The organism is Bacillus inaquosorum (assembly GCF_023238325.1).
Taxonomy (GTDB): Bacteria; Bacillota; Bacilli; order Bacillales; family Bacillaceae; genus Bacillus; species Bacillus inaquosorum.
Genome location: NZ_CP096592.1, coordinates 1086514 through 1112657 on the forward strand (window position 1 = coordinate 1086514; position 26144 = coordinate 1112657).

The following is a 26144-nucleotide window of genomic DNA, read 5'->3' on the forward strand; positions in this document are numbered from 1 at the left end:
AATGGAGACAACAAAACTGGGAAATTTAAAATTATATGGCGCCGGTCACGCTGCAGGAGGCGCATATCACCATGTCAGCATCAAAGGAGAAGGTGTGGTCGGTGAAGGGCTGTCTGCCGCGGGCTGCCGCATATTCGGAACAGGATGTTTTCTTGGGAAAGCAGAGACTGATCGGCTGCGTGTGTATGGAGAAAGTGAGTTTAAAGGCGATCTGACAGCCGGCAGAATCAATGTATACGGCACAATGAAAGTGAGCGGTTCACTTCAATTTGATCGGTTCAATTTGAAAGGCCTGACTGAAATTGGCGGGAATATGACTGGAGAATCGTGCGATATGAAAGGGAAGCTTAGCGTCAAAGGCGATTGTGAAACAGAAATGTTCCATGTCACAGGCTGCGTTGATGTGTCAGGATTATTGAATGCGGGTGACATTAAGCTTGGATTGAGCCATGATGTAAGCTATGTGCGGGAAATCGGCGGAACAACAATAACAGTGAAAAGACGCGCGAGCTTTTTTAAACGGAAGAATACAAAACTGATTGCCGATGTCATAGAAGGAGATCAGGTTTATTTGGAGAATACCGAGGCGGCAGTTGTCAGGGGAAAAGAAGTGATCATCGGGCCGGGCTGCAGCATCGGAACAATTGAGTACAAAAACAAATACGAATGCGATCATCATTCAGAGGTTAAAGAAAAAATAAAACTGTAAAACACTGTTCTGTTATACAAAAAGGGTGCTCTTATGAGGAGCACCCTTTTTTATTCTTTTCCCGGCTTGCTTTCGTACCCTGCAGTAAAAATTGATACTAAAAAAGTGACAATGACACCCATCATGATGATTGTTTTCACCGTCTCTCCCCCTCTTCAATTTTTCCGTGCTGCCCGAGTCTGGATGATTCTGTATTTTTCTTTATTATGAACGGTCGCGGTCTGCCTTGTCAACGCCGTATAAGTATCTTTATTTTTAAGAAACCAAAGCATGTATCACGAGATGGCGGCATAGATTGTATCAAAGTACCTTATTTGCATAGCGCATCAAACATGATGGAGGAGGTCCTTATGGATATATTAAAGAAAATTGAACAGTACAGAGAGGAAGAGCAGCGGCTGAAATGGGAAGGAACATTCGCCGATTATTTGGAGATTATTAAAGAAAATCCAATGGTCGCGCAATCTGCTCATTCTCGTGTTTTTAATATGATAAAAGACAGCGGGATAGAGGAGATTGACGGACGGAAGAAGTACAGCTTTTTTGACCGCGAGCTGTTTGGGCTTGAGGAATCTTTGGAGCGTCTTGTTGAAGAGTATTTTCATCCGGCCGCGAAACGGCTTGATGTCAGAAAACGGATTTTATTGCTGATGGGACCTGTGAGCGGCGGTAAATCCACGCTGGTCACGATGCTTAAAAAAGGTCTCGAAGCGTATACGCTGACGGATAATGGTGCCGTATATGCGATTAAAGGCTGCCCGATGCACGAGGACCCTCTACATTTAATCCCCCATCATTTGCGAGATGACTTTTACAGAGAGTACGGCATAAGAATAGAAGGAAGTCTTTCTCCTTTAAATGTGATGAGGCTGGAGGAAGAGTACGGAGGAAGAATTGAGGATGTGAAGGTTGAGCGCATTTTCTTTTCAGAAGATAAGCGTACGGGAATCGGAACATTCAGCCCATCTGATCCGAAATCTCAGGATATTGCCGATTTGACGGGAAGTATTGATTTCTCAACCATTGCGGAGTACGGTTCAGAATCAGATCCGCGCGCTTACCGGTTTGACGGAGAACTGAATAAAGCGAATCGCGGGATGATGGAGTTTCAGGAGATGCTGAAATGTGATGAGAAATTCCTCTGGCATTTGCTTTCATTGACACAGGAAGGGAATTTTAAAGCGGGACGATTTGCGTTAATTTCTGCTGATGAGCTGATCGTGGCTCACACGAATGAAACGGAGTATCGCTCATTTATTTCTAATAAGAAGAATGAAGCCCTGCACTCGAGAATCATTGTGATGCCTGTTCCTTATAATTTAAAAGTGTCTGAAGAAGAGAGAATTTATGAAAAGATGATCGCAGAAAGCGATGTGGCGGATGTTCATATTGCCCCGCATACGTTGAAGGTCGCTGCGATGTTCTCGATTCTTACCCGATTAAAAGAACCAAAGCGGTCGGATATTGATCTGGTCAAGAAAATGAGATTGTATGATGGGGAAAGTGTGGAAGGATATAACTCTGTCGACGTTGAGGATATGAAAAAAGAATATAATGATGAAGGCATGAGCGGAATTGATCCGCGGTACGTGATCAACAGGATTTCTTCAACGATTATCAGAAAAAATATGGAATCGATTAATTCTCTTGATGTTCTTCGTTCATTAAAAGAAGGTCTTGATCAGCATCCTTCGATTTCAAGCGAGGACAGGGAGCGGTATTTGAATTTTATTTCTGCCGCCCGCAAGGAATATGACGATATTGCGAAAAAGGAAGTTCAAAAAGCGTTTGTGTATTCATATGAAGAATCAGCAAAAACACTTATGGACAATTACCTCGACAACGTAGAGGCCTATTGCAACAAAAACAAGCTTCGGGATCCTTTGACAGGAGAAGAAATGAATCCGGACGAAAAGCTGATGAGATCAATTGAAGAGCAGATCGGCATTTCGGAAAACGCTAAAAAAGCGTTCCGCGAAGAAATCTTAATCCGCATCTCGGCGTATGCGAGAAAAGGTAAGCGGTTTGATTACAATTCTCATGAAAGACTGCGTGAAGCCATTCAGAAAAAGTTGTTTGCTGATCTGAAGGATGTCGTTAAAATTACGACTTCAACAAAAACACCGGATGAGCAGCAGCTGAAAAAGGTAAATGAAGTCGTGGCCCGTTTAATTGATGAGCACGGCTACAACTCGACGAGCGCCAATGAGCTGCTGAAATATGTCGGCAGCCTGCTGAACCGATAAGCAACGTGACCCGTCCGAATAGGGCGGGTTATTTTGTCCCATTTTCTAAATAGTTTGTCAATTAACCGTGCGTTTGTGCATATGATGAATATAAATCTTTCAAAAGACTTGTTTCATAATCTGGCACAAGCCGGAATACGTATGTATCACGACCACAAATGGTTAAGGAGGGGAATTCATGTCCCAAAATGACAGCGGCCATTTTTTGATTTCTGAGGAAAACTGGTCCCTCCATCGCAAAGGCTTCGATGACCAGCAGCGCCACCAGAAAAAAGTGCAGGAAGCGATCAAAAACAATCTTCCGGACCTCGTGACTGAGGAAAGCATTATTATGTCTAATGGAAAAGATGTAGTGAAGATCCCAATCCGTTCACTGGATGAGTATAAAATCCGTTATAACTATGATAAAAATAAACACGTAGGGCAAGGAGACGGCGACAGCCAGGTTGGAGATGTTGTGGCCCGGGATGGATCAGACAAAAAACAGGGACCCGGAAAAGGGCAGGGCGCCGGTGACCAGGCAGGCGAAGATTATTATGAAGCAGAAGTTTCATTAATGGATTTAGAAGAAGCGCTTTTTAAGGAATTAGAGCTTCCGAATCTCCAGCAAAAAGAGCGAGACAATATCATTCATACAGATATAGAGTTTAATGATATCCGTAAAACAGGGTTAACCGGTAATATTGATAAGAAAAGAACGATGATGTCAGCTTTTAAACGAAATGCGATGACAGGGAAGCCGTCGTTCTATCCGATTTACCCGGAGGACTTGAAGTATAAGACATGGAATGACATAACAAAGCCCGAGTCAAAAGCCGTCGTCTTAGCAATGATGGATACAAGCGGCAGTATGGGTGTTTGGGAAAAATACATGGCCAGAAGCTTCTTTTTCTGGATGACCCGTTTTTTGCGGACGAAATATGAGACTGTAGAAATTGAATTTATTGCCCACCATACGGAAGCAAGAGTCGTGTCGGAAGAGGACTTCTTCTCAAAGGGAGAAAGCGGCGGAACCATCTGTTCATCCGTATACCGGAAGTCGCTTGAGCTGATTGATGAAAAGTACAATCCCGCCCGCTATAATATTTACCCGTTTCATTTTTCTGACGGTGACAACCTGACATCGGATAACGCGCGGTGTGTGAAACTGGTCAATGATATTATGAAGAAGGCCAATCTTTTCTGCTACGGCGAGGTCAATCAATACAACAGGCATTCAACACTAATGTCTGCATACAAAAATGTGAAAGACGAGAAATTTAAGTACTATATTTTAAAACAAAAGTCAGATGTTTTTCAGGCGCTGAAGAACTTTTTCAGAAATGAGGAGTCTGGCGTCAGCCATCAATTTTCGTAAAAAAAGTCCGTTTCAGGGCTTTTTTTTATTTAATAAAAGTAAGAAAACGGTTGCGAAAAAAATACGGGAGAAAAAGAAATTTTTCCTTTGACAAATCTTCTTTCATTTATTAATATTTTATCTTGTGAACTATTATTGAGGAATGAGGTGAAAAGGAGTTGACTGAATCAGAACGTGCTTTGCTCACTTTTGAACAGCTCTTCGATACGTCTCGGTCGATCTATAAAAAACAGAAGAAGATATTGGAGATTGTGCTTGAGCCTTTTGATATTACAGTCCTTCAATATTTGCTGATGTTTAAAATTCATCAAAGCGGAAGCACCCCGCTAAGCAAGCTGGCGATGTCGCTTGACCTTAAGCCCGCTTCTGTGACGCGGATGACAGATATTCTGTATAAGCGCCAATTGATGAATCGATATGACAGTCCGGATGACCGCCGTATCGTCATGATTCAGTTAACCGAAGAGGGGGAAGAACTGATAGAAAAAGCCGCTGTTGAATATGCAAAAATGGGTGCGAGCCTGTATCAGAAGCTCGACACATCCCAGCTGCAGTATTTGCGCAAGCTTGCCGGAAGCTTAACAAAGCTTGCTAAAGGCTGTTCAGAAAAAAGCGGTAATTAAAAACTTCTCACATATTTTCACCAGCTTTCCACAAAATGATAGAGGATGAAACGAAAGGAGAAAACAAAATGAACAGAGGACGTTTAATTCTGACCAACATTATCGGTTTGATTGTTGTTCTTGCAATTATAGGCGGAGGTGCTTACTACTATTATCAAAGCACAAACTACGTAAAAACAGATGAAGCAAAAGTAGCCGGCGATATGGCAGCTATCTCAGCTCCAGCAGCAGGTAAAGTATCCGACTGGGATCTTGAAGAAGGAAAAACAGTGAAAAAAGGCGACACAGTTGCAAAAATCAAAGGTGAACAAACTGTTGATGTGAAATCCATCATGGATGGAACAATTGTGAAAAACGAAGTGAAAAACGGACAAACCGTACAGGCTGGTACAACAATTGCGCAAACAATTGACATGGACAACCTGTACATCACAGCAAATATTAAAGAAACAGATATTGCGGATGTTGAAGTTGGAAATAGTGTAGACGTAGTAGTTGACGGAGATCCTGATACAACATTTGACGGTACTGTAGAAGAAATTGGCTATGCAACTAACTCAACTTTTGATATGCTTCCATCTACAAATTCAAGCGGAAACTACACAAAAGTAACACAAAAAGTTCCTGTGAAAATTTCAATCAAAAACCCATCTGATAAGGTGCTTCCTGGTATGAATGCATCTGTTAAGATTTCTGAGTAAAACAGATCAGTCATCAAACCATGAAAGGAGGTTGTCTTAGATGGCTACAGGCAAAGAAAAAAATACAAAAAGCCCTATGACATTGCTGATTGTGCTAATGGCGGGTTTATTTTTGGCAATATTAAACCAAACATTGCTTAACGTCGCAATGCCGCACTTAATGACTGAATTTGGCGTAAGTGCAACGACGATTCAGTGGCTGACAACAGGTTACATGCTTGTTAACGGCGTATTGATTCCGTTATCTGCCTTCCTGATTACACGTTTTGGCCAACGGAGTCTCTTTCTCGTCGCCATGTTCTGTTTTACGCTCGGTACGTTAGTCTGCGGTATCGCACCTAACTTCTCTGTAATGCTGATCGGCCGTTTGATTCAGGCCGTGGGCGGAGGTATCTTGCAGCCGCTCGTTATGACAACCATTCTGTTAATCTTCCCGCCTGAAAGCAGGGGGAAAGGAATGGGGATCTTCGGACTTGCGATGATGTTCGCTCCGGCGGTCGGTCCGACTCTTTCCGGATGGATTATTGAGCATTACACATGGCGCATCATGTTTTACGGACTTGTGCCGGTCGGCGCAATTGTTATCATCGTGGCTTTCTTCATTTTTAAGAATTTGGTGGAGCCGCAAAAAATCAAACTCGATACACTTGGAGCGATCCTCTCAATTGTCGGATTCGCATCCTTATTATACGGAGTCAGTGAAGCGGGTTCTGACGGCTGGACTGACCCGGTTGTCCTGTCTACAGTTGTAATAGGTGTGATTGCAATTGTTGCTTTTGTTATTCAGCAATTGCGTCATGATGATCCGATGCTTGATTTCAGAGTGTTTAAATACGACATTTTCTCACTTTCAAGTGTCATTAATATCATTATTACAGTAGCATTGTACACTGGTATGTTCCTGTTACCGATTTATCTCCAAAATCTGGTCGGCTTTACGGCGCTTCAATCCGGTCTGCTTCTACTTCCGGGTGCGATCGTCATGCTGATCATGTCACCGATCTCAGGTATTTTGTTTGATAAATTCGGTCCGAGACCGCTTGCGATTATCGGGCTTCTCGTTACAGTGGTGACAACATATCAATATACGCAATTAACGATTGATACACCATATACACACATCATGCTGATCTACTCAATCCGTGCATTCGGTATGTCACTCTTAATGATGCCGGTTATGACAGCGGGTATGAACCAGCTTCCTGCCCGTCTGAACAGCCACGGTACGGCGATGAGCAACACGCTTCGCCAAATCAGCGGATCAATTGGTACAAGCTTAATTACGACGATTTATACAAACCGTACGACGTTCCATTATTCACAAATTGCAGATAAAACAAGCACGGCGGACCCGAACTTCCTCCATGCATTCCAAAATGCAGTTTCTAATTTAATGGTGAATATGAACATGTCTTATGACACAGCGAAAACGTATGTTTACTCTCATCTTTACAAACATGCGTCACTTGATTCAAACGTTATGGGGATTAATGATGCCTTTATGTGGGCAACAATATTCTGTGTGTTCGGTTTGATTCTAAGTCTTTTCTTGCGTGACGTGAGAAGAGATAAAGCACGTGCGGAGAAAAAGAAAAAAGAAGAGCTTTCATTGCTTCCGGCTCCTAAAGAAGTGAAGGAATCTTAATCTGTACAAGGAGGTTTCCTGAATGAAAATTTATGTAGTGTATGACAGTGAAGGTGAACATACAAAGGTTCTTGCAGAAGCGATTGCTGAAGGCGCGAGAGAAAACGAGGCGGCTGAGGTATTGATCGACCATGTCGATCAAGCAGATATCCGCAAGCTGAAAGATATGGATGCGATTATTTGGGGATGCCCGGGGCATTTCGGAACAATCAGCTCCGGTCTTAAAGCTTGGATCGACAGACTTGGCTACTTATGGGCTGAAGGTGAGCTGATCAACAAAGTCGGCGCTGTTTTCTGCACAACGGCAACAACTCACGGCGGCTTGGAAATGACAATGCACAACTTGATCACGCCGATGTTCCATCAAGGCATGATCGTTGTCGGCCTGCCTGGCAATGTGCCTGAAAACGCACTGTACGGCTCTTATTACGGAGCAGGCGTCACTTGTCCGGTTGACAGTGATGAGTTAATGTCTGAGGAAGGTATTCAGTTGGGACGCGCTCTGGGAAGACGCGTCACCCAAGTTACAGGAAACCTAACAGCAGGACAGTAAGGAGAGGTTGAAATGGCCATTATTATAGCAATTATTGCTGCTGTCATTGTCATTGCGGCTCTTATTACATTCAATGTCCGCAACGCCTCTCCTGGACCCGAGAAGCAAGAAGCAACCGAAAGAATCACCCCTCCAGAAGAGGAAAAAAACGAAGCGCAATACCCAGCTGAAGCAAGGGCTGCTGAGCATACGCCAGCTGTTGTGAAAAATGATTCTCCAAAAGAGAAACGAGACACAATGGGTGATGATATTTACAGGCAGGCGCTGCAAAAGTTTAAGCATTCTGATGAACATCAGGCAGAAGAAGAGGTCACTGAGAAAAGTGACAAAATGCAGGACAGCAGCTATCGTGATGCGCTGCTCTCCATGAAAAACAAGAAGAAGTAATGAAAAAGGCAAATCCGTTTACTCATGGCGGATTTGCTTTTTTTTTTGCTGTTTTCATGTATGTATTATGATTTTTTATCAAATAAATCCCTGGAATATGTTGTATTCATTTTTGATCTAGTGTACTATGTTACTCATACACTGAAGAGGCTTCCGGGAGGTAAAGACATGGATTCTTTTTTAGGTCTGTTAAAGAAAGATATAAAAATTTCAAGAATATGGATGCTAGTCTGGATATGCGGAATCATTTTCTTATTTGTGACAGGCCATATTATAGCTTCTCGCACGCAAGAACCTCTTGTCATTTTTGGTTTCTTTGTTGCAGTTGCTTTTTTTCTGCTTTTCTTATCCCCTGTTTTTGTGTTTTATCATCTTCACAAAGAAGGGAAATCACAGCTTTGGCTGTACAATCCAAACGGCGGTTTCTGGCTGCTTTCTTCTAAATTGGCAGCATCTTTGCTCTATCAATTTCTGATTCAATTGGCATTAACTGCTTATGGTATTTGGATTTATCATATGCTCTCTGTGAAAAATCTGCTGGAGCATCAAGTTGATATAACAAGTACAACGGTATTGCTGAATATGTACGGTCTTATTTCCTCGTTATATATGTCAGTGACTGTAGTTGTGTTTTGGACTGTTTTCCACTCACTTAAGAACTGGCACGGAATGCGATGGGCTGCGATGGGGCTGTTGGTCACAGTGTGGTTCTTCTTTGATGAATACATCATAAGCCCTTTAATTGAATCGCAAAAGCATTTCTGGCCTGTAACAGTCTATTGTAATTTTGATTTCCACTTCCGCAACGTTTGGAGATTGGAATTAAAACCGATACACCTGTCCGTGCTTGGGTTTCCTATTGCTATTGTCATCACGATCTTGCTGCTCATCGCGGCTTCAAAACTGCTTGATCGTAAAGTAGAGGTGTGAATATGGACAATTATTTCCAATCCTCGAAACCGATTTATCTGCAGATCGCTGACCAGATCTTTTATCGGCTGGTCAGAAAGGAACTGCTCCCAGGAGACAAGCTTCCTTCTGTAAGAGAAATGGCGATACAAACCAAGGTAAATCCCAATACAATTCAAAGGACATACAGTGAGATGGAAAGGCTGGGTATTGTGGAGACAAGAAGAGGTCAAGGGACGTTTATTGCAGAAAAAGCAGAAATCGTAGATGAGTTGAAAGACAGGCTGACACGAGAAGTGCTGGAAGGCTTTGTGAAGCAAATGACAGAGCTGGGGCTAACGAAAGAAGAAATGGTGATAGGGATAAAAAAAATCACTGAGGGAGGCTAAAATGGAAATCACTTTAGAACATGTATCAAAAAAATACGGCCGCCAAACCGCCGTCAATGATGTGTCGATCACCTTATCATCCGGACGGATTTATGGTCTGATCGGACCGAACGGCAGCGGCAAATCAACGACCTTAAAAATGATGGCCGGCCTTCTGTTTCCGACTTCAGGATTGATTAAAGCGGATGAAAAGCCGGTTACGAGAGATATGGTCCGTCAAACGGCTTATCTCACTGAGCTTGATATGTTTTATCCGCATTTTACTGTTAAAGATATGGTGAACTTTTACCAGTCACAATTTCCTGATTTTCAAACAGAACAAGCTTATAAGCTGTTGAATGAAATGCAGCTTGATCCGAAAAAAAAGATCAAAAAGCTATCAAAAGGAAATCGGGGAAGGCTGAAAATCGTTCTTGCTTTAGCAAGACGGACATCTGTCATCTTGCTGGATGAACCTTTTTCCGGGCTTGATCCGATGGTCAGGGATTCCATTGTAAACAGCCTGGTGTCATACATTGATTTTGAGCAGCAGATTGTTGTGATCGCCACGCATGAGATTAATGAAATTGAAACCTTGCTTGACGAAGTAATCATACTCGCAAATGGAGAAAAAGTTGCTCAACGTGATGTGGAAGATATTCGTGAGCAGGAAGGCATGTCTGTTTTGCAATGGTTTAAATCAAAAATGGAAGTTTGCTAGAAAGAGGAGGAACATGATGACGACAGTATTGGAATTAAAAAATGTGACGAAAAACATCAGAGGCCGAACAATCATTGATCATTTGAGCTTTACGATTCGTGAAGGCGAAGTATTCGGTTTTTTGGGTCCGAACGGCGCAGGAAAAACAACAACGATCCGGATGATGGTGGGGTTAATGAAGCTGTCAAAAGGTGATGTGCTCATTTGCGGCCAATCCATTACGAAGGATTATGCTAAGGCGATTAAGCATATTGGAGCGATCGTAGAGAACCCAGAGCTTTATAAATTCTTAAGCGGATATAAAAATCTGCAGCAATACGCAAGGATGGTCAAGGGTGTCACGAAGGAAAAAATTGATGAAGTCGTTGAGCTGGTCGGTTTAACAGACAGAATCCATGACAAGGTGAAAACGTATTCTCTTGGGATGAGACAGCGTCTTGGCTTGGCCCAATGTCTTTTGCATGACCCGAAAGTGCTGATTTTGGATGAACCGACAAATGGCCTTGATCCGGCGGGGATCAGGGAAATCAGGGATCATTTAAAGAAGCTGACGCGAGAAAGAGGAATGGCCGTCATCGTTTCAAGCCACCTGCTGTCGGAAATGGAACTGATGTGTGACCGAATTGCGATTCTGCAAAAAGGAAAGCTTATCGATATTCAAAATGTAAAAGATGAAATCACTGATGAAAAAGATACATATTTCTTCCATGTTGAACAGCCGAATGAAGCCGCTTCTGTGCTAAAGGAGTATGATTTGGTGAGCAAGACAAACGGTGTGGAAGTCAAACTGTCTAAAGACGAAGTCCCGGCGGCCATTGAATTGCTGGTGATGCAGCAAATCCGCATTTATGAAGTCAAAGCAGTGACAAAATCATTAGAGGACCGTTTCTTAGAAATGACAGGTGAAGCAAAAGAGGAGGTTCGACATGCTTAATTTGATTTACAATGAATGGATCAAAATCTTCAGCCGTGCCGGAACATGGGTGATGATCGGGATTCTGGGATTAACAATGGTTGGATACGCATTTCTGGCGAATCATTTTTCTGCTGGTGAATCAAATCCCCATTGGAAACAAGAACTTCAAGCGGAAAATGCCACATTGAAGAAGGAAATGAAAGAAAATCCTTCACTGAAAGATGGCTATGAAGAAACAATCACACTCAACAACTATCGTATTGAACATAACATCCCTGATGACACTGGCTATACTGTATGGTCTTATGTAACGGATTCAGCAGGTTTTACAATCCTTACCGGACTGTTTACCATTATTATCGCAGCCGGAATTGTCGCGAACGAATTTAATTGGGGAACCATTAAGCTGTTAATGATCCGGCCGCTCAGCCGTTTTCAGATTTTGCTCTCCAAGTATATTACAGTTCTCCTGTTTGGGTTCTTATTGCTGTTTATTTTATTTATGGGTTCTACTTTATTAGGCCTGATCTTCTTCGGGACAGGCGGCGACACTGCTGCGAATGTTCATTTAATCTACAAGGACGGCCATGTATTTGAGCAAAACATGATGGGATATTTGGCAAAAACGTATCTCTCAGAATCTGTTGCGGCTTTAATGATCGCAACGATGGCATTTATGCTGTCCGCTGTATTCAGAAACAGCTCTCTTGCAGTAGGATTTTCCATCTTTTTGTTGGTTGCCGGTACTACAGCCACTGCATTTATTGCAACGAAATTTGACTGGGCGAAGTATATTTTATTTGCCAATGTTAATTTGCTGCAATATGTAGAGGGGACACCGTTAGTGGAAGGGATGACCATGACTTTCTCTGTTGTCATGCTGGCAGTTTACTTTGTTGTCTTCCTTCTGCTCGCTTTCGGAATCTTCATGAAACGGGATATTGCGAACTAATGAAAAAAGCTGTTTTGCATATGCAAAACAGCTTTTTTATCGAAATAAAAACTGCAGGTTTGCACCTGCAGTTATGCATATCAATTTATGCTTACGCTTCTTTAGTTACGTTAGCAGCTTGTGGTCCGCGGTTACCTTCAACGATTTCGAAAGAAACAGCTTGGCCTTCTTCTAAAGTTTTGAAGCCTTCGCCTTGAATAGCAGAGAAATGAACGAATACATCGTCTTGACCTTCTACTTCGATGAATCCGAAACCTTTTTCAGAGTTGAACCATTTTACTTTACCTTCTAACATGAAATTTCCTCCTAAAGCGATCATAACGCTTAAATTCACTATTCTTGCTCTTAACAAACTTCCAAGACGAAAACTCTTACAAAACTTTCTTCTTAAAGATAGTTCGAACAAAAATAATTACCTTTACTCTACCAGTAATCTTCAGAAAAAACAACTGCTAAATGAAACTTTTTTCGGAAAATACCATATTTATTTTTCGATTTGATATTTATTCACGGAAATTCATCTGCTTTCTCGATACGTGATCATACGTTTGCCTTAGATATTCCTGCTTTTCTGGAGAGAATGCAATAGGAATTGACAACCTTATTGTATATGAGTAAGGTAAAAGTTAACCAATATTACAAATGACAACGTTTATCAACTAAAGAGAGCGTATGTTTTTTATGTCTGATATTGCTTGCATGCTCTAATACATAGATAGGAGTATGGTCACAATGAAAAAGTGGCTTATAGGCAGTTTTGTTTTTGTTCTGCTCGTTTCATTCACTGCATGCTCACCGTCAGCAGAACATGAAACGATCAAAATCGGAATTGCTGAATCTGACAAGGCAATATGGAACTATATTGCTGAAAAGGCAGAAGAGGCAGGGCTGGATATTCAACTGATTCCTTTTTCGGATTATGCAGAGTCTGATATCGCGCTTGCGAACAAAGAAATTGATGCTAACGCTTTTCAAACCATTTCATATTTTCAGTCATTCACCCAAAAATACAAACATAAGCTGGCACCGCTCGGTACGACATACATAACGCCTATGGGCATTTATTCAAAACGATATGACCGAATCCAAGATATACCGCGCGGAGCTGTTGTTTCGGTTCCGGATAAAGCGTTCGATTTTGGCAGGGCGCTTACGGTGCTTCAGGAGGCGGGCTTGCTAACGTTGAAAAACGGATTTAACGGAACAGGTTCAGTCGATATGATTAAAGATAATCCGAGACACCTGAAATTGAAAACGGTCCGGCAACAGGATGCAGTGAGCGGTGCCGATGTATTTGTCATGAAACCATCTGACGCAAAAAAAGCGGGGCTGAACCCGAAAAAACACACCATAAAGAGCGGCGGACTAATGTCAGAGGAAGAGATGAATTTGATTGTTGTCAGAGCGGAGGATCAAGATCGGGAAGCACTGCAAACCATTCTTGAACTTTATCAAGCTGATGATACAGCGGCATTTATAGAAAAGGAATACCAAGGGGAACTTGTTCCGGCTTTTCTGCCTTTAAAACGTCTTTCAGATTGGAAGAATGAATTCGAACATTGAATTCATTCTTTTTTTTCTGAAAAACATACTTTGTTCCGTCCCGTTTCTTTCGCTTTGTAGAGCATTTGATCGGCAAGAATCGGCAAGGATTCTGGATGTTCCGTATTATTGGGATAATGAGCGGCCCCCAGTGATATCGTCACTGACAGCTCTTCTCCGTTTGTTAATCTAACTGGTTCGTCACTGACAGCGCGCCTGATTCGTTCCGCGATTTGGACTGCTTTATTAAGCGTACAGTTCGGCAGGAGCACGGCAAATTCTTCACCGCCAATCCGTGCGGCAGGATCAGTATTTCGAATGCTATGCTTCAGACGTGAAGCCAGCTCTTTCAGCACTTGATCGCCTTCATGATGGCCGTATTGGTCATTGATGGTTTTAAAATGGTCGATATCCATATAAATCAGAGCGAATTGAAAATGCGGGGTATTGGCCGCCTGTTGAAACAGAGTTTGTGTGATTTCTTCAAACTTTCTTCGGTTATAAATGCCTGTTAAAAAGTCAAAGTGGGCCTGAAACTTATATTGTTTAAAAAGTAGATGTGCATTTGTTTCATGATCAATAATATATAAACTGAGCATGCCGCCCGCTATTGAGATGATCCAAAAATAAAAGTGAAGTTCATATGAATGTAAATCTATAAGGAAATAAAAGGAAAATGAGATCATGCTATTTGTGATCATTAAAAGGTAGAAAGCATGTTTTAATTGTACTTTTTTTCTTCTAGAAACAATGAGTGACGGGATGGCAGCGATACAAATGGTAATAACCGAGTATAGCGCAGATGTGTTCATCGTGATCAGCATGCGGCCTGCACCGATCATAACCAAGGCCGTTGCCGTTGAAACCCAGCCCCCGTAAAGAGCAGCGATCATAATAGGGATATTTCGAAAATCAATGATTGAATGCTGATAGGTAAATCCAAAAACCATCAGAATAACCCCGAGGAAACCGCAGGCCAGTCCTTTAACAGCTTGGAAGGATATGCTGTCTTTTTTATGTACCAGCCTATCTTTAAACAGGTGGGTGAAGAGATAATTAAATGTGATTAAAATGGTCAAGTTTACAAACAGCTCTTTCAGCAAATATTATCACCCTAATATAAGGTACTAAAGTTGGAAGGGAAAGAAAAGGACAAATAAGGGATTATATAAGTTTTTTTACTTGGATTTTATTGTTTTAATAATTCACACTTGACCCATCGGAATTAGTATAATATAGTATATGAGAAAATTCGAAGGGAGAGTTTACCTGCTTTGGAGACTTTACTAGTCGTATTACATGTATTTATTTTATTTTTACTTATCTTAGGGCTTTTTGTGATGCAGAAAAAACACGTTTCCTTCTCTAAACGTGTATTTACTGCGCTGGGGCTGGGGATTGTATTCGGATTTGCGCTTCAGCTGATTTACGGCCCGACTTCAAATATAGTCATTCAAACAGCTGACTGGTTTAATATCGCCGGGGGCGGATATGTCAAATTGCTTCAAATGGTTGTCATGCCGCTCGTCTTTATTTCAATTCTCGGCGCATTTACAAAGCTGAAGCTGACAAAAAATCTCGGAAAAATCAGCGGTTTGATTATCGGGATTTTAGTTGCGACAACAGCTGTAGCGGCAGCTGTCGGCATTGCGTCCGCGCTTTCTTTTGACCTGCAGGCGATTCAGGTTGACCAAGGGGATACAGAGCTTTCACGTGGACAGGAGCTTCAGCAGAAATCAGAAGATATGACAGCGACAACGCTGCCACAGCAGATTGTTGAACTGCTGCCGGGAAACCCGTTTTTAGATTTTACAGGAGCTAGACCGACTTCAACGATCGCTGTCGTTATTTTTGCAGCTTTCCTTGGAATGGCGTTCCTAGGCGTGAAACGTAAACAGCCGGAACAGGCAGAAACATTTAAAAAGCTGGTTGATGCCGTTTATGCCATTGTCATGCGCGTTGTCACCCTCATTTTGAGACTGACGCCTTATGGGGTGCTCGCCATTATGACAAAAACGATCGCGACGAGTGATATTGACAGCATTTTGAAACTGGGTATGTTTGTAATTGCTTCGTATGCCGCGTTAATTACAATGTTTATTATTCATTTGCTGCTGCTGACGCTCAGCGGCTTGAACCCGATTGTTTATTTGAAAAAAGCAGTGCCTGTACTTGTATTTGCATTTACATCACGGTCAAGCGCGGGTGCTTTACCGCTGAATATTAAAACACAGAGAAGCATGGGTGTCCCGGAAGGAATCGCAAACTTTGCCGGTTCGTTCGGTCTTTCGATCGGCCAAAATGGATGCGCGGGCATTTACCCTGCGATGCTGGCGATGATGATTGCCCCAACTATCGGCCAAAATCCGTTTGACCCGGTGTTTATCATCACAGTTATCGCAGTCGTTGCCATCAGCTCCTTCGGTGTTGCCGGAGTTGGCGGCGGAGCGACATTCGCGGCGCTTCTAGTTTTATCATCATTAAATATGCCTGTGGCACTCGCCGGTTTACTAATCTCAATCGAACCGTTAATTGACATGGGGCGTACTGCTCTGAATGTCAGCGGAAGTATGACATCTGGTCTCATTACGAGTAAGATCACGAAGGAAATTGATCCAGGGGTATTCAATGATCAATCCAGAGTGGTTGAAGCAGAAGAAGCGTAACAACGTATAATCCGCCTAGGATTGATAGTTCATTTCAATAAAAGAACCCATGAACCCTGTAATATAAAGGTTTCATGGGTTCTTTTATTTATGATTTGCTTTTACTCCACTTACTAAAAGTTATTGGAAACAAAGGTTGATGGACGTCTTAAGTGCTGTTTTCACAAAGTTTGTTGTTTTAAGAGCGGTTATTGATTTATTTATCGAATAACATATAATGGAAGTTGAGAGTTCTTAATACAAGTTTTCGTTTGGAAGGAGATTGATATGATAATTAAAATGAATCAATTTAATATGAAAGATTTCAATAAACCAAACGAACCTTTCGTTGTTTCAGGTAGAATTATACCTACATTTGAAAACAATGTTTGGAAATATACAGAGGAACTATTTTCTGAACCTTATTTCAAGAAATATGAAGATGATGAAATTGATGTTAGTTATATTGAAGAAGAGGGGAAAGTTGTTTTCTTTTATTATGTTGAGAACAATTGCATTGGTCGGATTAAGATTCGTTCCAATTGGAATGGATATGCACTAATAGAGGACATTGCTGTTGCAAAAGAGTATAGAAAAAATGGTGTTGGAACAGCATTATTAAATAAAGCCATTGAATGGGCAAAGGAGAATAACTTTAGTGGTCTTATGCTTGAAACACAAGATATTAATGTTTCAGCTTGTCATTTTTATGCCAAAAACCACTTTGTAATAGGTGCAGTTGATACTATGCTTTATTCCAACTTTCCAACAGCAAATGAAATTGCGATTTTTTGGTACTGTAAATTTTAATTTACAATAGCATCTCAACAATCTCAGAGATGGTAATTTAATGTTTCCGTCTTGTTGAAATAATGGGTGTGTTAGTAAATGAAGGACCATCAACGGTGGTCTTTTTATAATGTCCTCAAGAATTCTACTGTGATTTTTTTGCACGCTGAAATAAGCAACTGTTCCACCTGTTTCTTTGTTGCCTCATGCTGTTCTGGGAAGAGTAATTCCAGCTTTCTCAAAAGACCACTGAACAATCAAAATCCAGTTTTCGGATTTGAACCATCTCATGCATACGGTTGCCCTTCATACCTCAATGCTTCTTTCATGACTGTTACATAACAAGTTAAGGGGAATGGATAAAAAGTGGAAAAGAATGAATTGTTTATCTATACTAAAGAAGGAACAGGAATTAGATGTTTATTTTTGAAAACATTTACTCCTCTTTATTCTAGACATGGTCTGAACAGGCAAAAACACACTGTATAACATCGTTGCAACCGTAAGTTGACAAAGTGCATTTGCTGAAAGATAGAACAAGGATCGTTGTTTTCATACAATATAGTCATCAAAGCAAAGGAGTTCTTAACTATGACATTTGGTGAAAAACTTTTTAAGTTGCGAAAAGAAAAAGGACTGTCTCAAGAAGCTTTAGCTGAAAAAGTAAACACGACAAGGCAGGCGATTAGCAAATGGGAAAATGGGCAAGGGTTTCCTGAAACCGAAAAGCTTTTAATGATTGGAAACATTTTTGAAGTATCAATTGATTATTTGTTAAAAGATTCTGTTGAGCCGCGTCGTGACAATAAAGAAGGATATTATGTTAGCAGAGAAATGGCAGGCGGCTTTTTATTGCATGAACGCAAAGTTTCCAAATATGTTTCTTTCGGACTGAGCCTGCTTATTTTATCCACTGTCCCTTATTTGGTTTTTAAACAAGAACCAGCCATCTATACACTCCTTATCATGATCATAGCTGTACTCGGCATTGGGGCTATTGTGACAGGATTGATTTCGGTAGAAGATAAATACAAGGTGCTCAAGAAAGAGGCTCTGATTTTTGACCAAAATCATCATAAAGAGCTGACAGCGAGATGTAAAGATATGAAAAAAAGGTATGCTGCTATCATGGTCGCTGGTGTTTGTTTCATTGTAGCAGGCGGAATTCCTTTTTTTCTTGAAAGAAAACATATAGTCTCAGGTTTCAATGCCTACTATCCGGTTTGTATTGTTTTGATCGCTATTGGTGTCTACATTTTAATTCGCACCTTGCCGATAATTGAGGCTTATCAAATAATGGCGAAAAATGAAGAGTATATCAATAGGTTCGGCTTTAAGCTAAGTAAAAAAGTAAGAAAAAGAGTGGATGATTTCTCATAATAGATACTAACCAATTTGATTCAAGGAAATCATGATTAAAGAGCCTAAAAAGGTTCTTTTTTCATTCACCTGATATCTTTTAGACGAACTAAATCACTAGAAGTGGAAACATAAAAACACATATTGAAATGGGCTTCGGCTTGTTTGTTATTATATTGCTGACAGGATTTCTAACGCTCGAGTGAAAATTATATGTTGAGCGTTGAAGCAAGAAATAAAATTAGATTATTAATGAAACTCACTCGGGTTATATTCGCAGTATTAGTGTTAACTAGTGTTCTGTCCTTTTCAACTTTGTGGGAACTAACAATGAATTGATAAAGATTGCTTCGGATAGAGTGGCGCATTAAAAAAATCCTTCAAGCGTTCTTCATTGAACGAAAGAAGGATTTTTTAATGCTCACCAATTCAAAACAGGCTGAAAAATGCAAAAAACTCCTGAAAAGCCAATAAAATTAACTACTTGAACCATTATGCAATCCGCCTGAGATTACACGTTTTTTTAACGGCCGGGTTCTAAGTCCTCAAGTATTCCCATCATGGTGTTGTCGTCCATCACATTCATTGCGCTTTGTTCAAAATGAATGGGTTCGGCATAATGCGGCTGTCTTTTTTTCGTTGCTGTCTCAGCTTGCCTAGTTTGAGTCTGGGTATGCTGGTGCTGTGTTTGCTGCTGTCCGGCATTCTGATGCTGACGGCCATTTTGCTGCTGGCTTTGATTTTGCGAACGTTCCTGATTATTACCGCCGCCAAAAACTTGTTTGACCATATTACCTACATTAGAAGCATCAAACATCTTATTTTCAGAATTCTGTCTGTTCATTTGACCTGTAATAAATCCGCCGACTCTTTGGCGAATCTGAGGTGATAAAGCAGCTATAAGCATAGTTGACCCTATAATCAATGTTGCGGGGCTGATTCCTTTTCGCTGGTTGAACAACATGATCCCTCCTTCTTAGTGTATTCATATTTTCCCCCTCATTAGACAAATTAACCGTTTTATTTCCCGGGAAAGCATTTCCTTCAGATTTACATGCATATTTAAAGCCATTTAGAAAAACCTATAAGTAAAGTGATAAAGGAGGAATTCACATGCTTGGAAAAAAACAAGTCCTTGCGTCTATGCTTCTTATCCCTTTGCTTATGACTGGCTGCGGAATGGCCAATCAGGGTGAGGGCAGACGTGATAATTTAGAACCAGAAAATGTTAACTATCGCAATCCGGTGAACGATAATGGCACAAGAAATATTAACGATGTCAATAATAATCGTGACAATGTCGATAATAATGTAACTGACAATGTCAACAATAACGATAACAACAATAATAACGGTAATAACAACCGTAAATTAGATGTTGCTGACGACGCTGCCGATAAAATCACTGATATGAAAGAAGTAAAACATGCAAATGTAATTGTTGCCGGAAATCAAGCATATGTTGCAGTTGTATTAACAAATGGAAATAAAGAAGTTGGAAAAGACCTCAAAAAGAAGATTTCAGATAAAGTGAGAGACACTGACAAAAACATGGATAATGTTTATGTTTCTGCAAATCCGGACTTTGTAGACCGAATGCAGGGCTATGGCGAGCGGATACAAAATGGCGATCCAATTGCAGGATTCTTTGATGAATTCAGTGAAACTGTACAGCGTGTATTCCCGCAAGCTGAATAAATGAAAAAAGCCGCATAATTTGTGCGGCTTTTTCTTTGCGTTAATGACACACCGCGAACTCAGGCTGCATAGAGTAAAAATAAAAGGTACAAGACGGACCGGCTCAGGGAGGGAGACGTTTGCGGGATGGCATAGGAAAGCGTGCGGCATCCGCTCTATTCCTGTGCGGAGTCCTTGTGATGCTGGCTGTAAGTTCAGCCATCGTATCAAGCACGATGTATATACTGTCTTTGCCAGGGCAGGCATCTGGTATAACAAAAGAACAAGTGACGAAGCACATGAAGAAAGAGTCATTCAAACAGGCCGATATTTATTACACTTCTAAGGAAAAGTCCTTACTGCCATTGACGAAAGAAACGCTTGAATATGCGGTCAGTATTAATCAGATTATGATTGGATATTCGAATCAAAAGCCTATTGATATTATTTTTTTTCATAATGAAAAACAGATGGAGGCTTACTCCGGTTTAATGGATGTAGTCGGTTTTTATTCTGAGCAGGAGCAGCTGATCGGATTGTTGCCTGAAGAGAAAAAGAAGCTTTTAGAAGGTGACGAGGTAGCGGTTTATTTGTACCAGAGATTGTTGATTCATGAATACACGCACCATGCGTTTCACCAGAAATTGAAGGAGCTTGAGGCTGACCCCGATAAGTTTCCGTTATGGTTTCATGAAGGGTTAAGCGAGTGGATCGCGAACTATGAATTGCTCATAGATCCGATCTCGTTTTCTGTTGTGCCCTTTGACCGTTTGCAGACAGATCAAGATTGGCAGGAAGCCCGAGCTGAATATGAAACTGATGTCTATTTGCAAAGCTTTTATATGATCAATGAGCTGACGGACAAATACGGGAAAGACATTATTTCAGAAATGATAAAGGAAACGGCAAAAAAAGGGGACTTTAAGAAAGGATTTAAATCGGCAACAAAGGAAAGTCTTGATCAATTTGAAAAAGAATTCAAGAAAACATTTGAAGAAAACAGTGCGGCATTGGATAGTAGCTATCCAATGCCTTTGTTATTAATGAAGTCCTTGCTGGCCCATTCCGCCTTGCGTTGGAGGCATTTGTCCTTGTGCAGGAGCAAATGAATTTCTCATTTGTTCCATATCCTGCGCATCAAGCTGAGGAACTTGGTAATAGCCGTGTTTGTTTTGGTATAGGAAAATTTCAAAAGCCATTTCAACATACTCCTGAATTTGCGCTGACAGTACGCGTCTTACGGCTGGGTTTGTCATTTCCAGTGAAGCCATTGTCAGCATAGAAGCCTGTGCTTTAATCGCGCAAAGCATTTGTCGGCTGATGATGCTGTCATCAATATCATTCATGGATTGAACCGGTTTTTTAGGCTGTGACGGCTGCATGCCATAAACAGTCTGATTGTCTTCCTTCATCATATAAGTTGCTGTTTTTTGTGAAGGTTCGTTTCCTGTTTTAAAGCATTCTGCAGTTAAGTTATATTGAGACGTAATGAATTGATATTGACGATCAAGGATGTTTAATAATTCCTGATCCTTACAAAATTGTCTCAGCATCATAAACTGATCAAGTACAGTAAGGGTTCCGGAAAGCACCTCGTGCATATCAAACATTTCATGTCCGCCGTGGTTTTTATGCGGCTTGCCAGGGATACCTTTATTCATTTGGGATTGCTGCTGATTTAACTGATCCAAACCCAATTCCTCCTTTTTTTCAGATCAGCTGTATTTTGTGTCAGTCTGCCGCGTTTTATGCAGAAGCCTGAAAGGAATTAAATGCTGGCTGTCGAAATGTAAAGCAGACAAAGTCGTTGTCATATTGTGTATATTAAGGGAGGAAAAATGATGAGGCGTATTCTGCATATTGTGTTAATCACGACTTTGGTGTTCTTGAATGTGATGTACACTTGCGAAGCAGTAAAGGCAGCTGAGCAGCAGCCGATATCGGTTGATAAAGCGATACAGCAAAAAGAAGGACAGGCTTTTGTCGAAGGATACGCTGTCGGCCAGGCTGTTTCCCCGCAGCATTATAAGCTGGCAAGCCCTTTTTCAAATAATTATAATGTTGCGCTGGCAGACAGTGAAAACGAGACATCGCCCGATCACATCCTTCCTGTGCAAATCCCCTCCGCCTTCAGAAGCCAATTTGGGCTGCAAACCAATCCGCTTCTTCTTGGAAAAAAGATAACGGTTCAAGGACAGCTTGAAGATTACTTTAGCACAACAGGGCTTAAGAACGTCCAGTCGATGGACTTAACAGATGACACGAAAACTCCGCCGGCTGAACAGCCAGTGTCGATAAATGAAGCGCGGGGACGGCTGAATGAAGAAGTAACGATAAAAGGGATCGTCACTGCTGATCAAAGCGCGGTCGGAGGCGGGAAGCTGTCGACCTTTATGCAGGATGAAACCGGAGGCATTAACATTTATTCGTCTGCCCCTGAACAATTTCCTGAATTAAAAGAAGGCATGGACATCACGGTGACAGGGAAAATAGCGACATACCAAGGGCTTACAGAAATTGTTCCTAACTCATCAGGCATCAAAATCAACCAGTCAAATCAATCTCTCCCCGTTCCTAAACATTCAACAATCAATGAACTGGTTAACAGCAGTCTCGGTGATCAGCTCGAAGGCCGTCTTGTGGCACTAAAAGCATATGTTTCCTCAATTCCAAATTCACCTGCCGGAGGCGGTTACAATATAACGGTGATTGATGAAGATCACCATGCTATGATGCTCCGGGTTATGAATGAAACAGGGATAATAGACGGACTTAATGAGGGCAAATGGTATGAATTTACCGGTATATTAAGCAGATACCAATCCTTTCAGCTGCTTCCGCGAAAATCATCTGACCTGAAGCTGCTTGAAGAACAGCCCGCACCTCCGTCTTCGGAGGGTGAATATGAAGGTATTGTTGATCGCGTTGTTGACGGTGATACCATTCATCTCAAATCTCCGGTACTTGGAACGACAAAAATCCGGTTCGTAAATGTAGATACACCTGAAACGTATCACACACCAAAAAATGAAGCAGACGAAAATCAATTAAGATTTGGAAAAATAGCATCTGACTATCTAAAAACGGTTCTGTCCCCAGGAGATAAGATTACTGTCAAGGTCGGAAGTGAAGCCAAGGACAGCTATGGCAGACTTCTCGGGCAGGTCATAACCGAATCGGGTTCAAACGTGAACTTAGAGCTTGTGAAAAATGGCTATGCTCCGACGTATTTTATTTGGCCGGTTGACAATGAAGAGGATTATCAGCAGTTTCAGGCTGCCGCAGCCACTGCGAAAAAAGAGCAAAAAGGCATTTGGAATGAAGCAGATCCGCTCATGGAAATGCCGTTTGAGTTTAGGGCCAGAGAGCAGGGGAAAGGCCTGACAAGATATGTGGGAGATTCGTCAAATAAAACGTATGTGCAGCCGGCTGACTGGAAGCAGATAGCTGTGGAAAACAGAATTTTCTTCGCCTCAGCAAGTGAAGCGGAAAACGCGGGATATCAAAAGAGGCAAACGGCACCCAAAGAAAATGTGCCGCTAAGAATTCTAAGCATGAATGATTTGCATGGCAAGATCGATCAGCAATATGAGCTTGATCTTGATGGAGACGGAACTGCAGACGGCACATTTGGACGCATGGACTATGCCGCCGCATATTTGAAGGAAAAAAAGGCCGAAAAGAAAAACACGCTGATTGTGCATGCGGGAGATATGATCGGAGGAAGTTCTCCAGTTTCATCTCTTCTTCAAGATGAACCGACTGTAGAACTGATGGAGGACATCGGATTTGATGTCGGAACTGTCGGTAATCACGAGTTCGATGAAGGTACAGATGAACTGCTGAGGATCTTAAATGGCGGAGATCACCCGAAAGGCACAAGCGGATATGATGGACAGAACTTTCCCCTTGTATGCGCCAATTGTAAAATGAAATCTACCGGAGAGCCCTTTTTGCCGGCATATGACATCATAAATGTGGAGGGCATCCCCGTTGCTTTTATCGGGGTTGTCACACAGTCGGCAGCGGGCATGGTCATGCCTGACGGAATCAAAAACATCGAGTTTACAGATGAAGTGACAGCGGTAAATGAGGCGGCCGAAGAGCTGAAGAAAAAAGGCGTAAAGGCCATCGCAGTTCTCGCGCATATGTCAGCCGAGCAAAATGGCACATCCATTACCGGGGAATCTGCTGATCTTGCAAACAAAACAGATTCTGAAATCGACGTGATTTTTGCAGCGCATAATCATAAGGTAGTTAACGGTGAAGTGAACGGGAAACTGATTGTTCAGGCGTTTGAATATGGAAAAGCGATAGGTGTTGTTGATGTAGAGATCGATAAAACAACAAAAGACATTGTCAAAAAGTCGGCAGAAATCGAATATGTCGATCAAAGCAAAATAGAACCGGATGCCAGCGCGTCAGCCATTTTAAAGAAATACCAAACACTTGCTGAACCGATTATCAGCGAGGTTGTCGGAGAGGCGGCTGTTGATATGGAAGGCGGGTATTCGAATGACGGCGATACCCCTCTTGGAAACCTGATTGCGGATGGCATGAGAGCGTCCATGAAAACGGATTTTGCCCTTATGAATGGCGGAGGAATACGGGAAGCGCTGAAGAAGGGTCCCATTACGTGGGGAGATCTTTACAATATCCAGCCGTTCGGAAATGTGTTAACGAGGCTTGAGATTAAAGGTAAAGATTTAAGAGAGATTATCAATGCGCAAATCTCGCCGGTTTTTGGGCCTGACTACAGCATAAGCGGGTTTACGTATACGTGGGATAAAGAAACCGGAAAAGCTGTCGAGATGAAAATGGCAGATGGCACCGAGATTCAGCCCGATGCCACATACACACTGACTGTCAACAATTTTATGGCGACGGCGACAGGAACCAAATATCAGCCAATCGGACTGCTTGGGAAAAATCCGGTGACAGGTCCCGAGGATTTGGAAGCGACAGTCGAGTACGTGAAGAGCTTTGATGAGCCAATTGCTTATACAAAAGAGGGAAGAATTCAGCTTGCAAAAGCGGGTGACATTGAAGACCCTGTAACAGAAGACCCAGTTACGGAAGAACCGGGAGATGGCCCGGGGACAGAGCAGCCGGTTAAAGAGGATCCAGAGCCTGTAGAAGATCAGACTGATATAAAAGAGACTCCGGGTACTGTGCCGGTTCATCAACTGACGCCTTCAGCCATTTTGAGATTAGGTGAATTACCGAGCGATGAAAAAAATGCTGACACTGCCGACAAGATCAGCACATTGCCTTTACAAAATGAGACTGCGGAAAGCGGGTCTGGTCATCAGCTTCCGGATACATCAGCGGGCTACTATAACATTATGGTGATCGGTGCGGCGGTGACACTGTCCGGAACTTATCTATATGTCAGAAGAAAAAGGAGTGCCTCCAGAACGTGAAAAAAGTTATTCCACTTGTCATCATTGCGGCCGGTCTAGTGATCGCAGGCTATGGGGGCCTTAAATTAATCGACACGAATATGAAGACCGAACAGACATTAAAAGAAGCAAAACTGGCGGCTGAAAAGCCCCAGGAAGCTTCGGACACGAAAAAAAGTGCAGATCAAGCAAAGAATAAAGCATCATTTAAGCCTGAGACCGGCCAAGCGAGCGGCATTTTGGAAATACCGAAAATCAGCGCAGAGCTTCCGATCGTGGAGGGCACCGATGCAGATGATTTAGAAAAAGGTGTCGGGCATTATAAGGACAGCTATTATCCTGATGAAAACGGGCAAATTGTGCTGTCGGGACATCGGGATACCGTGTTTCGCCGGACGGGAGAGCTGGAAAAAGGGGACCGGCTTCGTATTCTCCTGTCATATGGAGATTTCACATATGAAATTGTAAAAACAAAAATTGTCGATAAGGATGACAAATCCATTATTACACTCCAGCATGAAAAGGAAGAACTCATTCTAACGACCTGCTATCCGTTTTCATACATCGGCAATGCCCCGAAGCGCTATATTATATACGGAAAACGAATCACTTAAAAAGCCGCAGGCTATTCCTGCGGCTTTTC

25 protein-coding genes and 1 pseudogene are annotated in these 26144 nt (G+C 41.9%); 21 read left to right on the forward strand and 5 right to left on the reverse strand.

Annotated elements, in window-relative coordinates; translation table 11 throughout:
- The first annotated feature begins 1 nt into the window (after position 1).
- The 13 genes from M1M80_RS05165 (at position 2) to M1M80_RS05225 (ending at position 12087) form a co-directional block, all read left to right on the forward strand.
- Entirely contained in the window at positions 2-709 is a 708-nt protein-coding gene (locus M1M80_RS05165; RefSeq protein WP_060398235.1) for a hypothetical protein, read from the forward strand.
- A gap of 350 nt (positions 710-1059) precedes the next feature.
- Positions 1060-2955 carry a serine/threonine protein kinase PrkA gene (prkA, locus tag M1M80_RS05170; protein ID WP_003239626.1) on the forward strand — a complete coding sequence of 632 codons (1896 nt, stop codon included), beginning with the start codon at positions 1060-1062 and terminating at the stop codon, positions 2953-2955.
- Between the two features lie 178 nt (positions 2956-3133).
- Positions 3134-4312, forward strand: a complete 1179-nt coding sequence (yhbH, locus tag M1M80_RS05175; protein WP_003239625.1) for a sporulation protein YhbH — start codon at positions 3134-3136, stop codon at positions 4310-4312.
- 158 nt (positions 4313-4470) lie between these two features.
- Positions 4471-4935 carry a MarR family transcriptional regulator gene (locus tag M1M80_RS05180; protein ID WP_003239623.1) on the forward strand — a complete coding sequence of 155 codons (465 nt, stop codon included), beginning with the start codon at positions 4471-4473 and terminating at the stop codon, positions 4933-4935.
- Between the two features lie 35 nt (positions 4936-4970).
- Entirely contained in the window at positions 4971-5636 is a 666-nt protein-coding gene (locus M1M80_RS05185; protein WP_003239622.1) for a biotin/lipoyl-containing protein, read from the forward strand.
- A 40-nt stretch (positions 5637-5676) separates the two neighbouring features.
- Positions 5677-7281, forward strand: a complete 1605-nt coding sequence (locus M1M80_RS05190) for an MFS transporter (RefSeq protein WP_104010209.1) — start codon at positions 5677-5679, stop codon at positions 7279-7281.
- A gap of 22 nt (positions 7282-7303) precedes the next feature.
- Positions 7304-7834: an NAD(P)H-dependent oxidoreductase gene (locus tag M1M80_RS05195; RefSeq protein ID WP_003239619.1), complete on the forward strand. Its 531-nt coding sequence runs from the start codon at positions 7304-7306 to the stop codon at positions 7832-7834.
- A 12-nt stretch (positions 7835-7846) separates the two neighbouring features.
- Entirely contained in the window at positions 7847-8221 is a 375-nt protein-coding gene (locus M1M80_RS05200) for a hypothetical protein (RefSeq protein ID WP_060398237.1), read from the forward strand.
- A 168-nt stretch (positions 8222-8389) separates the two neighbouring features.
- Positions 8390-9151 (forward strand): hypothetical protein, encoded by a 762-nt coding sequence (locus M1M80_RS05205; protein WP_060400010.1) that lies wholly within the window; start codon positions 8390-8392, stop codon positions 9149-9151.
- Between the two features lie 2 nt (positions 9152-9153).
- Positions 9154-9519, forward strand: a complete 366-nt coding sequence (locus tag M1M80_RS05210) for a GntR family transcriptional regulator (RefSeq protein ID WP_060398238.1) — start codon at positions 9154-9156, stop codon at positions 9517-9519.
- 1 nt (position 9520) lies between these two features.
- Complete coding sequence (locus M1M80_RS05215; RefSeq protein ID WP_060398239.1) at positions 9521-10219, forward strand: ABC transporter ATP-binding protein; 699 nt, start codon at positions 9521-9523, stop codon at positions 10217-10219.
- Between the two features lie 16 nt (positions 10220-10235).
- Positions 10236-11153: an ABC transporter ATP-binding protein gene (locus M1M80_RS05220; RefSeq protein ID WP_060398240.1), complete on the forward strand. Its 918-nt coding sequence runs from the start codon at positions 10236-10238 to the stop codon at positions 11151-11153.
- Positions 11146-12087: an ABC transporter permease gene (locus M1M80_RS05225; protein WP_060398241.1), complete on the forward strand. Its 942-nt coding sequence runs from the start codon at positions 11146-11148 to the stop codon at positions 12085-12087. The genes M1M80_RS05220 and M1M80_RS05225 overlap by 8 nt, the downstream gene beginning before the upstream one ends.
- Positions 12088-12178: 91 nt before the next feature.
- On the opposite strand, the gene cspB is transcribed toward M1M80_RS05225, so the two are convergent.
- Positions 12179-12382, reverse strand: a complete 204-nt coding sequence (cspB, locus tag M1M80_RS05230) for a cold shock-like protein CspB (RefSeq protein WP_003224086.1) — start codon at positions 12380-12382, stop codon at positions 12179-12181.
- 437 nt (positions 12383-12819) lie between these two features.
- Between cspB and M1M80_RS05235 the strand changes: the two genes are divergently transcribed.
- The gene (locus tag M1M80_RS05235) at positions 12820-13650 is read left to right on the forward strand and encodes a MetQ/NlpA family ABC transporter substrate-binding protein (protein WP_060398242.1); all 831 of its coding nucleotides are present in this window, start codon (positions 12820-12822) and stop codon (positions 13648-13650) included.
- A 2-nt stretch (positions 13651-13652) separates the two neighbouring features.
- Here the strand turns inward: M1M80_RS05235 and M1M80_RS05240 are convergent, their stop codons facing one another.
- The gene (locus tag M1M80_RS05240; RefSeq protein ID WP_060398243.1) at positions 13653-14732 is read right to left on the reverse strand and encodes a GGDEF domain-containing protein; all 1080 of its coding nucleotides are present in this window, start codon (positions 14730-14732) and stop codon (positions 13653-13655) included.
- A gap of 171 nt (positions 14733-14903) precedes the next feature.
- Between M1M80_RS05240 and tcyP the strand changes: the two genes are divergently transcribed.
- Positions 14904-16295 carry an L-cystine transporter TcyP gene (gene tcyP / locus M1M80_RS05245; RefSeq protein WP_003239606.1) on the forward strand — a complete coding sequence of 464 codons (1392 nt, stop codon included), beginning with the start codon at positions 14904-14906 and terminating at the stop codon, positions 16293-16295.
- A 267-nt stretch (positions 16296-16562) separates the two neighbouring features.
- Positions 16563-17084, forward strand: a complete 522-nt coding sequence (gene satA / locus M1M80_RS05250) for a streptothricin N-acetyltransferase SatA (RefSeq protein WP_060398244.1) — start codon at positions 16563-16565, stop codon at positions 17082-17084.
- Between the two features lie 186 nt (positions 17085-17270).
- Here the strand turns inward: satA and M1M80_RS05255 are convergent.
- A pseudogene (locus M1M80_RS05255) lies at positions 17271-17404 on the reverse strand (endopeptidase); the annotation flags it as partial.
- Between the two features lie 250 nt (positions 17405-17654).
- Here M1M80_RS05255 and M1M80_RS05260 point away from each other — a divergent pair.
- A complete protein-coding gene (locus tag M1M80_RS05260) occupies positions 17655-18443 on the forward strand; it encodes a helix-turn-helix domain-containing protein (RefSeq protein ID WP_060398245.1) in 789 nt (262 codons plus the stop codon).
- 502 nt (positions 18444-18945) lie between these two features.
- Here the strand turns inward: M1M80_RS05260 and M1M80_RS05265 are convergent.
- Entirely contained in the window at positions 18946-19386 is a 441-nt protein-coding gene (locus M1M80_RS05265) for a hypothetical protein (protein WP_003239600.1), read from the reverse strand.
- A gap of 149 nt (positions 19387-19535) precedes the next feature.
- On the opposite strand from M1M80_RS05265, the gene M1M80_RS05270 reads away from it, so the two are divergent.
- Positions 19536-20120: a YhcN/YlaJ family sporulation lipoprotein gene (locus M1M80_RS05270; protein ID WP_060398246.1), complete on the forward strand. Its 585-nt coding sequence runs from the start codon at positions 19536-19538 to the stop codon at positions 20118-20120.
- A gap of 119 nt (positions 20121-20239) precedes the next feature.
- Positions 20240-21208, forward strand: coding sequence for a gluzincin family metallopeptidase (locus M1M80_RS05275; protein ID WP_003239598.1), 969 nt, complete (start codon positions 20240-20242; stop codon positions 21206-21208).
- Here M1M80_RS05275 and M1M80_RS05280 read toward each other — a convergent pair.
- Entirely contained in the window at positions 21140-21790 is a 651-nt protein-coding gene (locus M1M80_RS05280; protein WP_019257883.1) for a spore coat protein, read from the reverse strand. The two genes, M1M80_RS05275 and M1M80_RS05280, sit on opposite strands and share 69 nt — an antisense overlap.
- Before the next feature lie 150 nt (positions 21791-21940).
- On the opposite strand from M1M80_RS05280, the gene yhcR reads away from it, so the two are divergent.
- Both yhcR and srtA read left to right on the forward strand, forming a co-directional pair.
- Complete coding sequence (gene yhcR, locus M1M80_RS05285) at positions 21941-25522, forward strand: sortase-dependent nonspecific endonuclease YhcR (RefSeq protein ID WP_060398247.1); 3582 nt, start codon at positions 21941-21943, stop codon at positions 25520-25522.
- Complete coding sequence (srtA, locus tag M1M80_RS05290; RefSeq protein WP_060398248.1) at positions 25519-26115, forward strand: sortase SrtA; 597 nt, start codon at positions 25519-25521, stop codon at positions 26113-26115. The genes yhcR and srtA overlap by 4 nt, the downstream gene beginning before the upstream one ends.
- Positions 26116-26144: the final 29 nt, after the last annotated feature.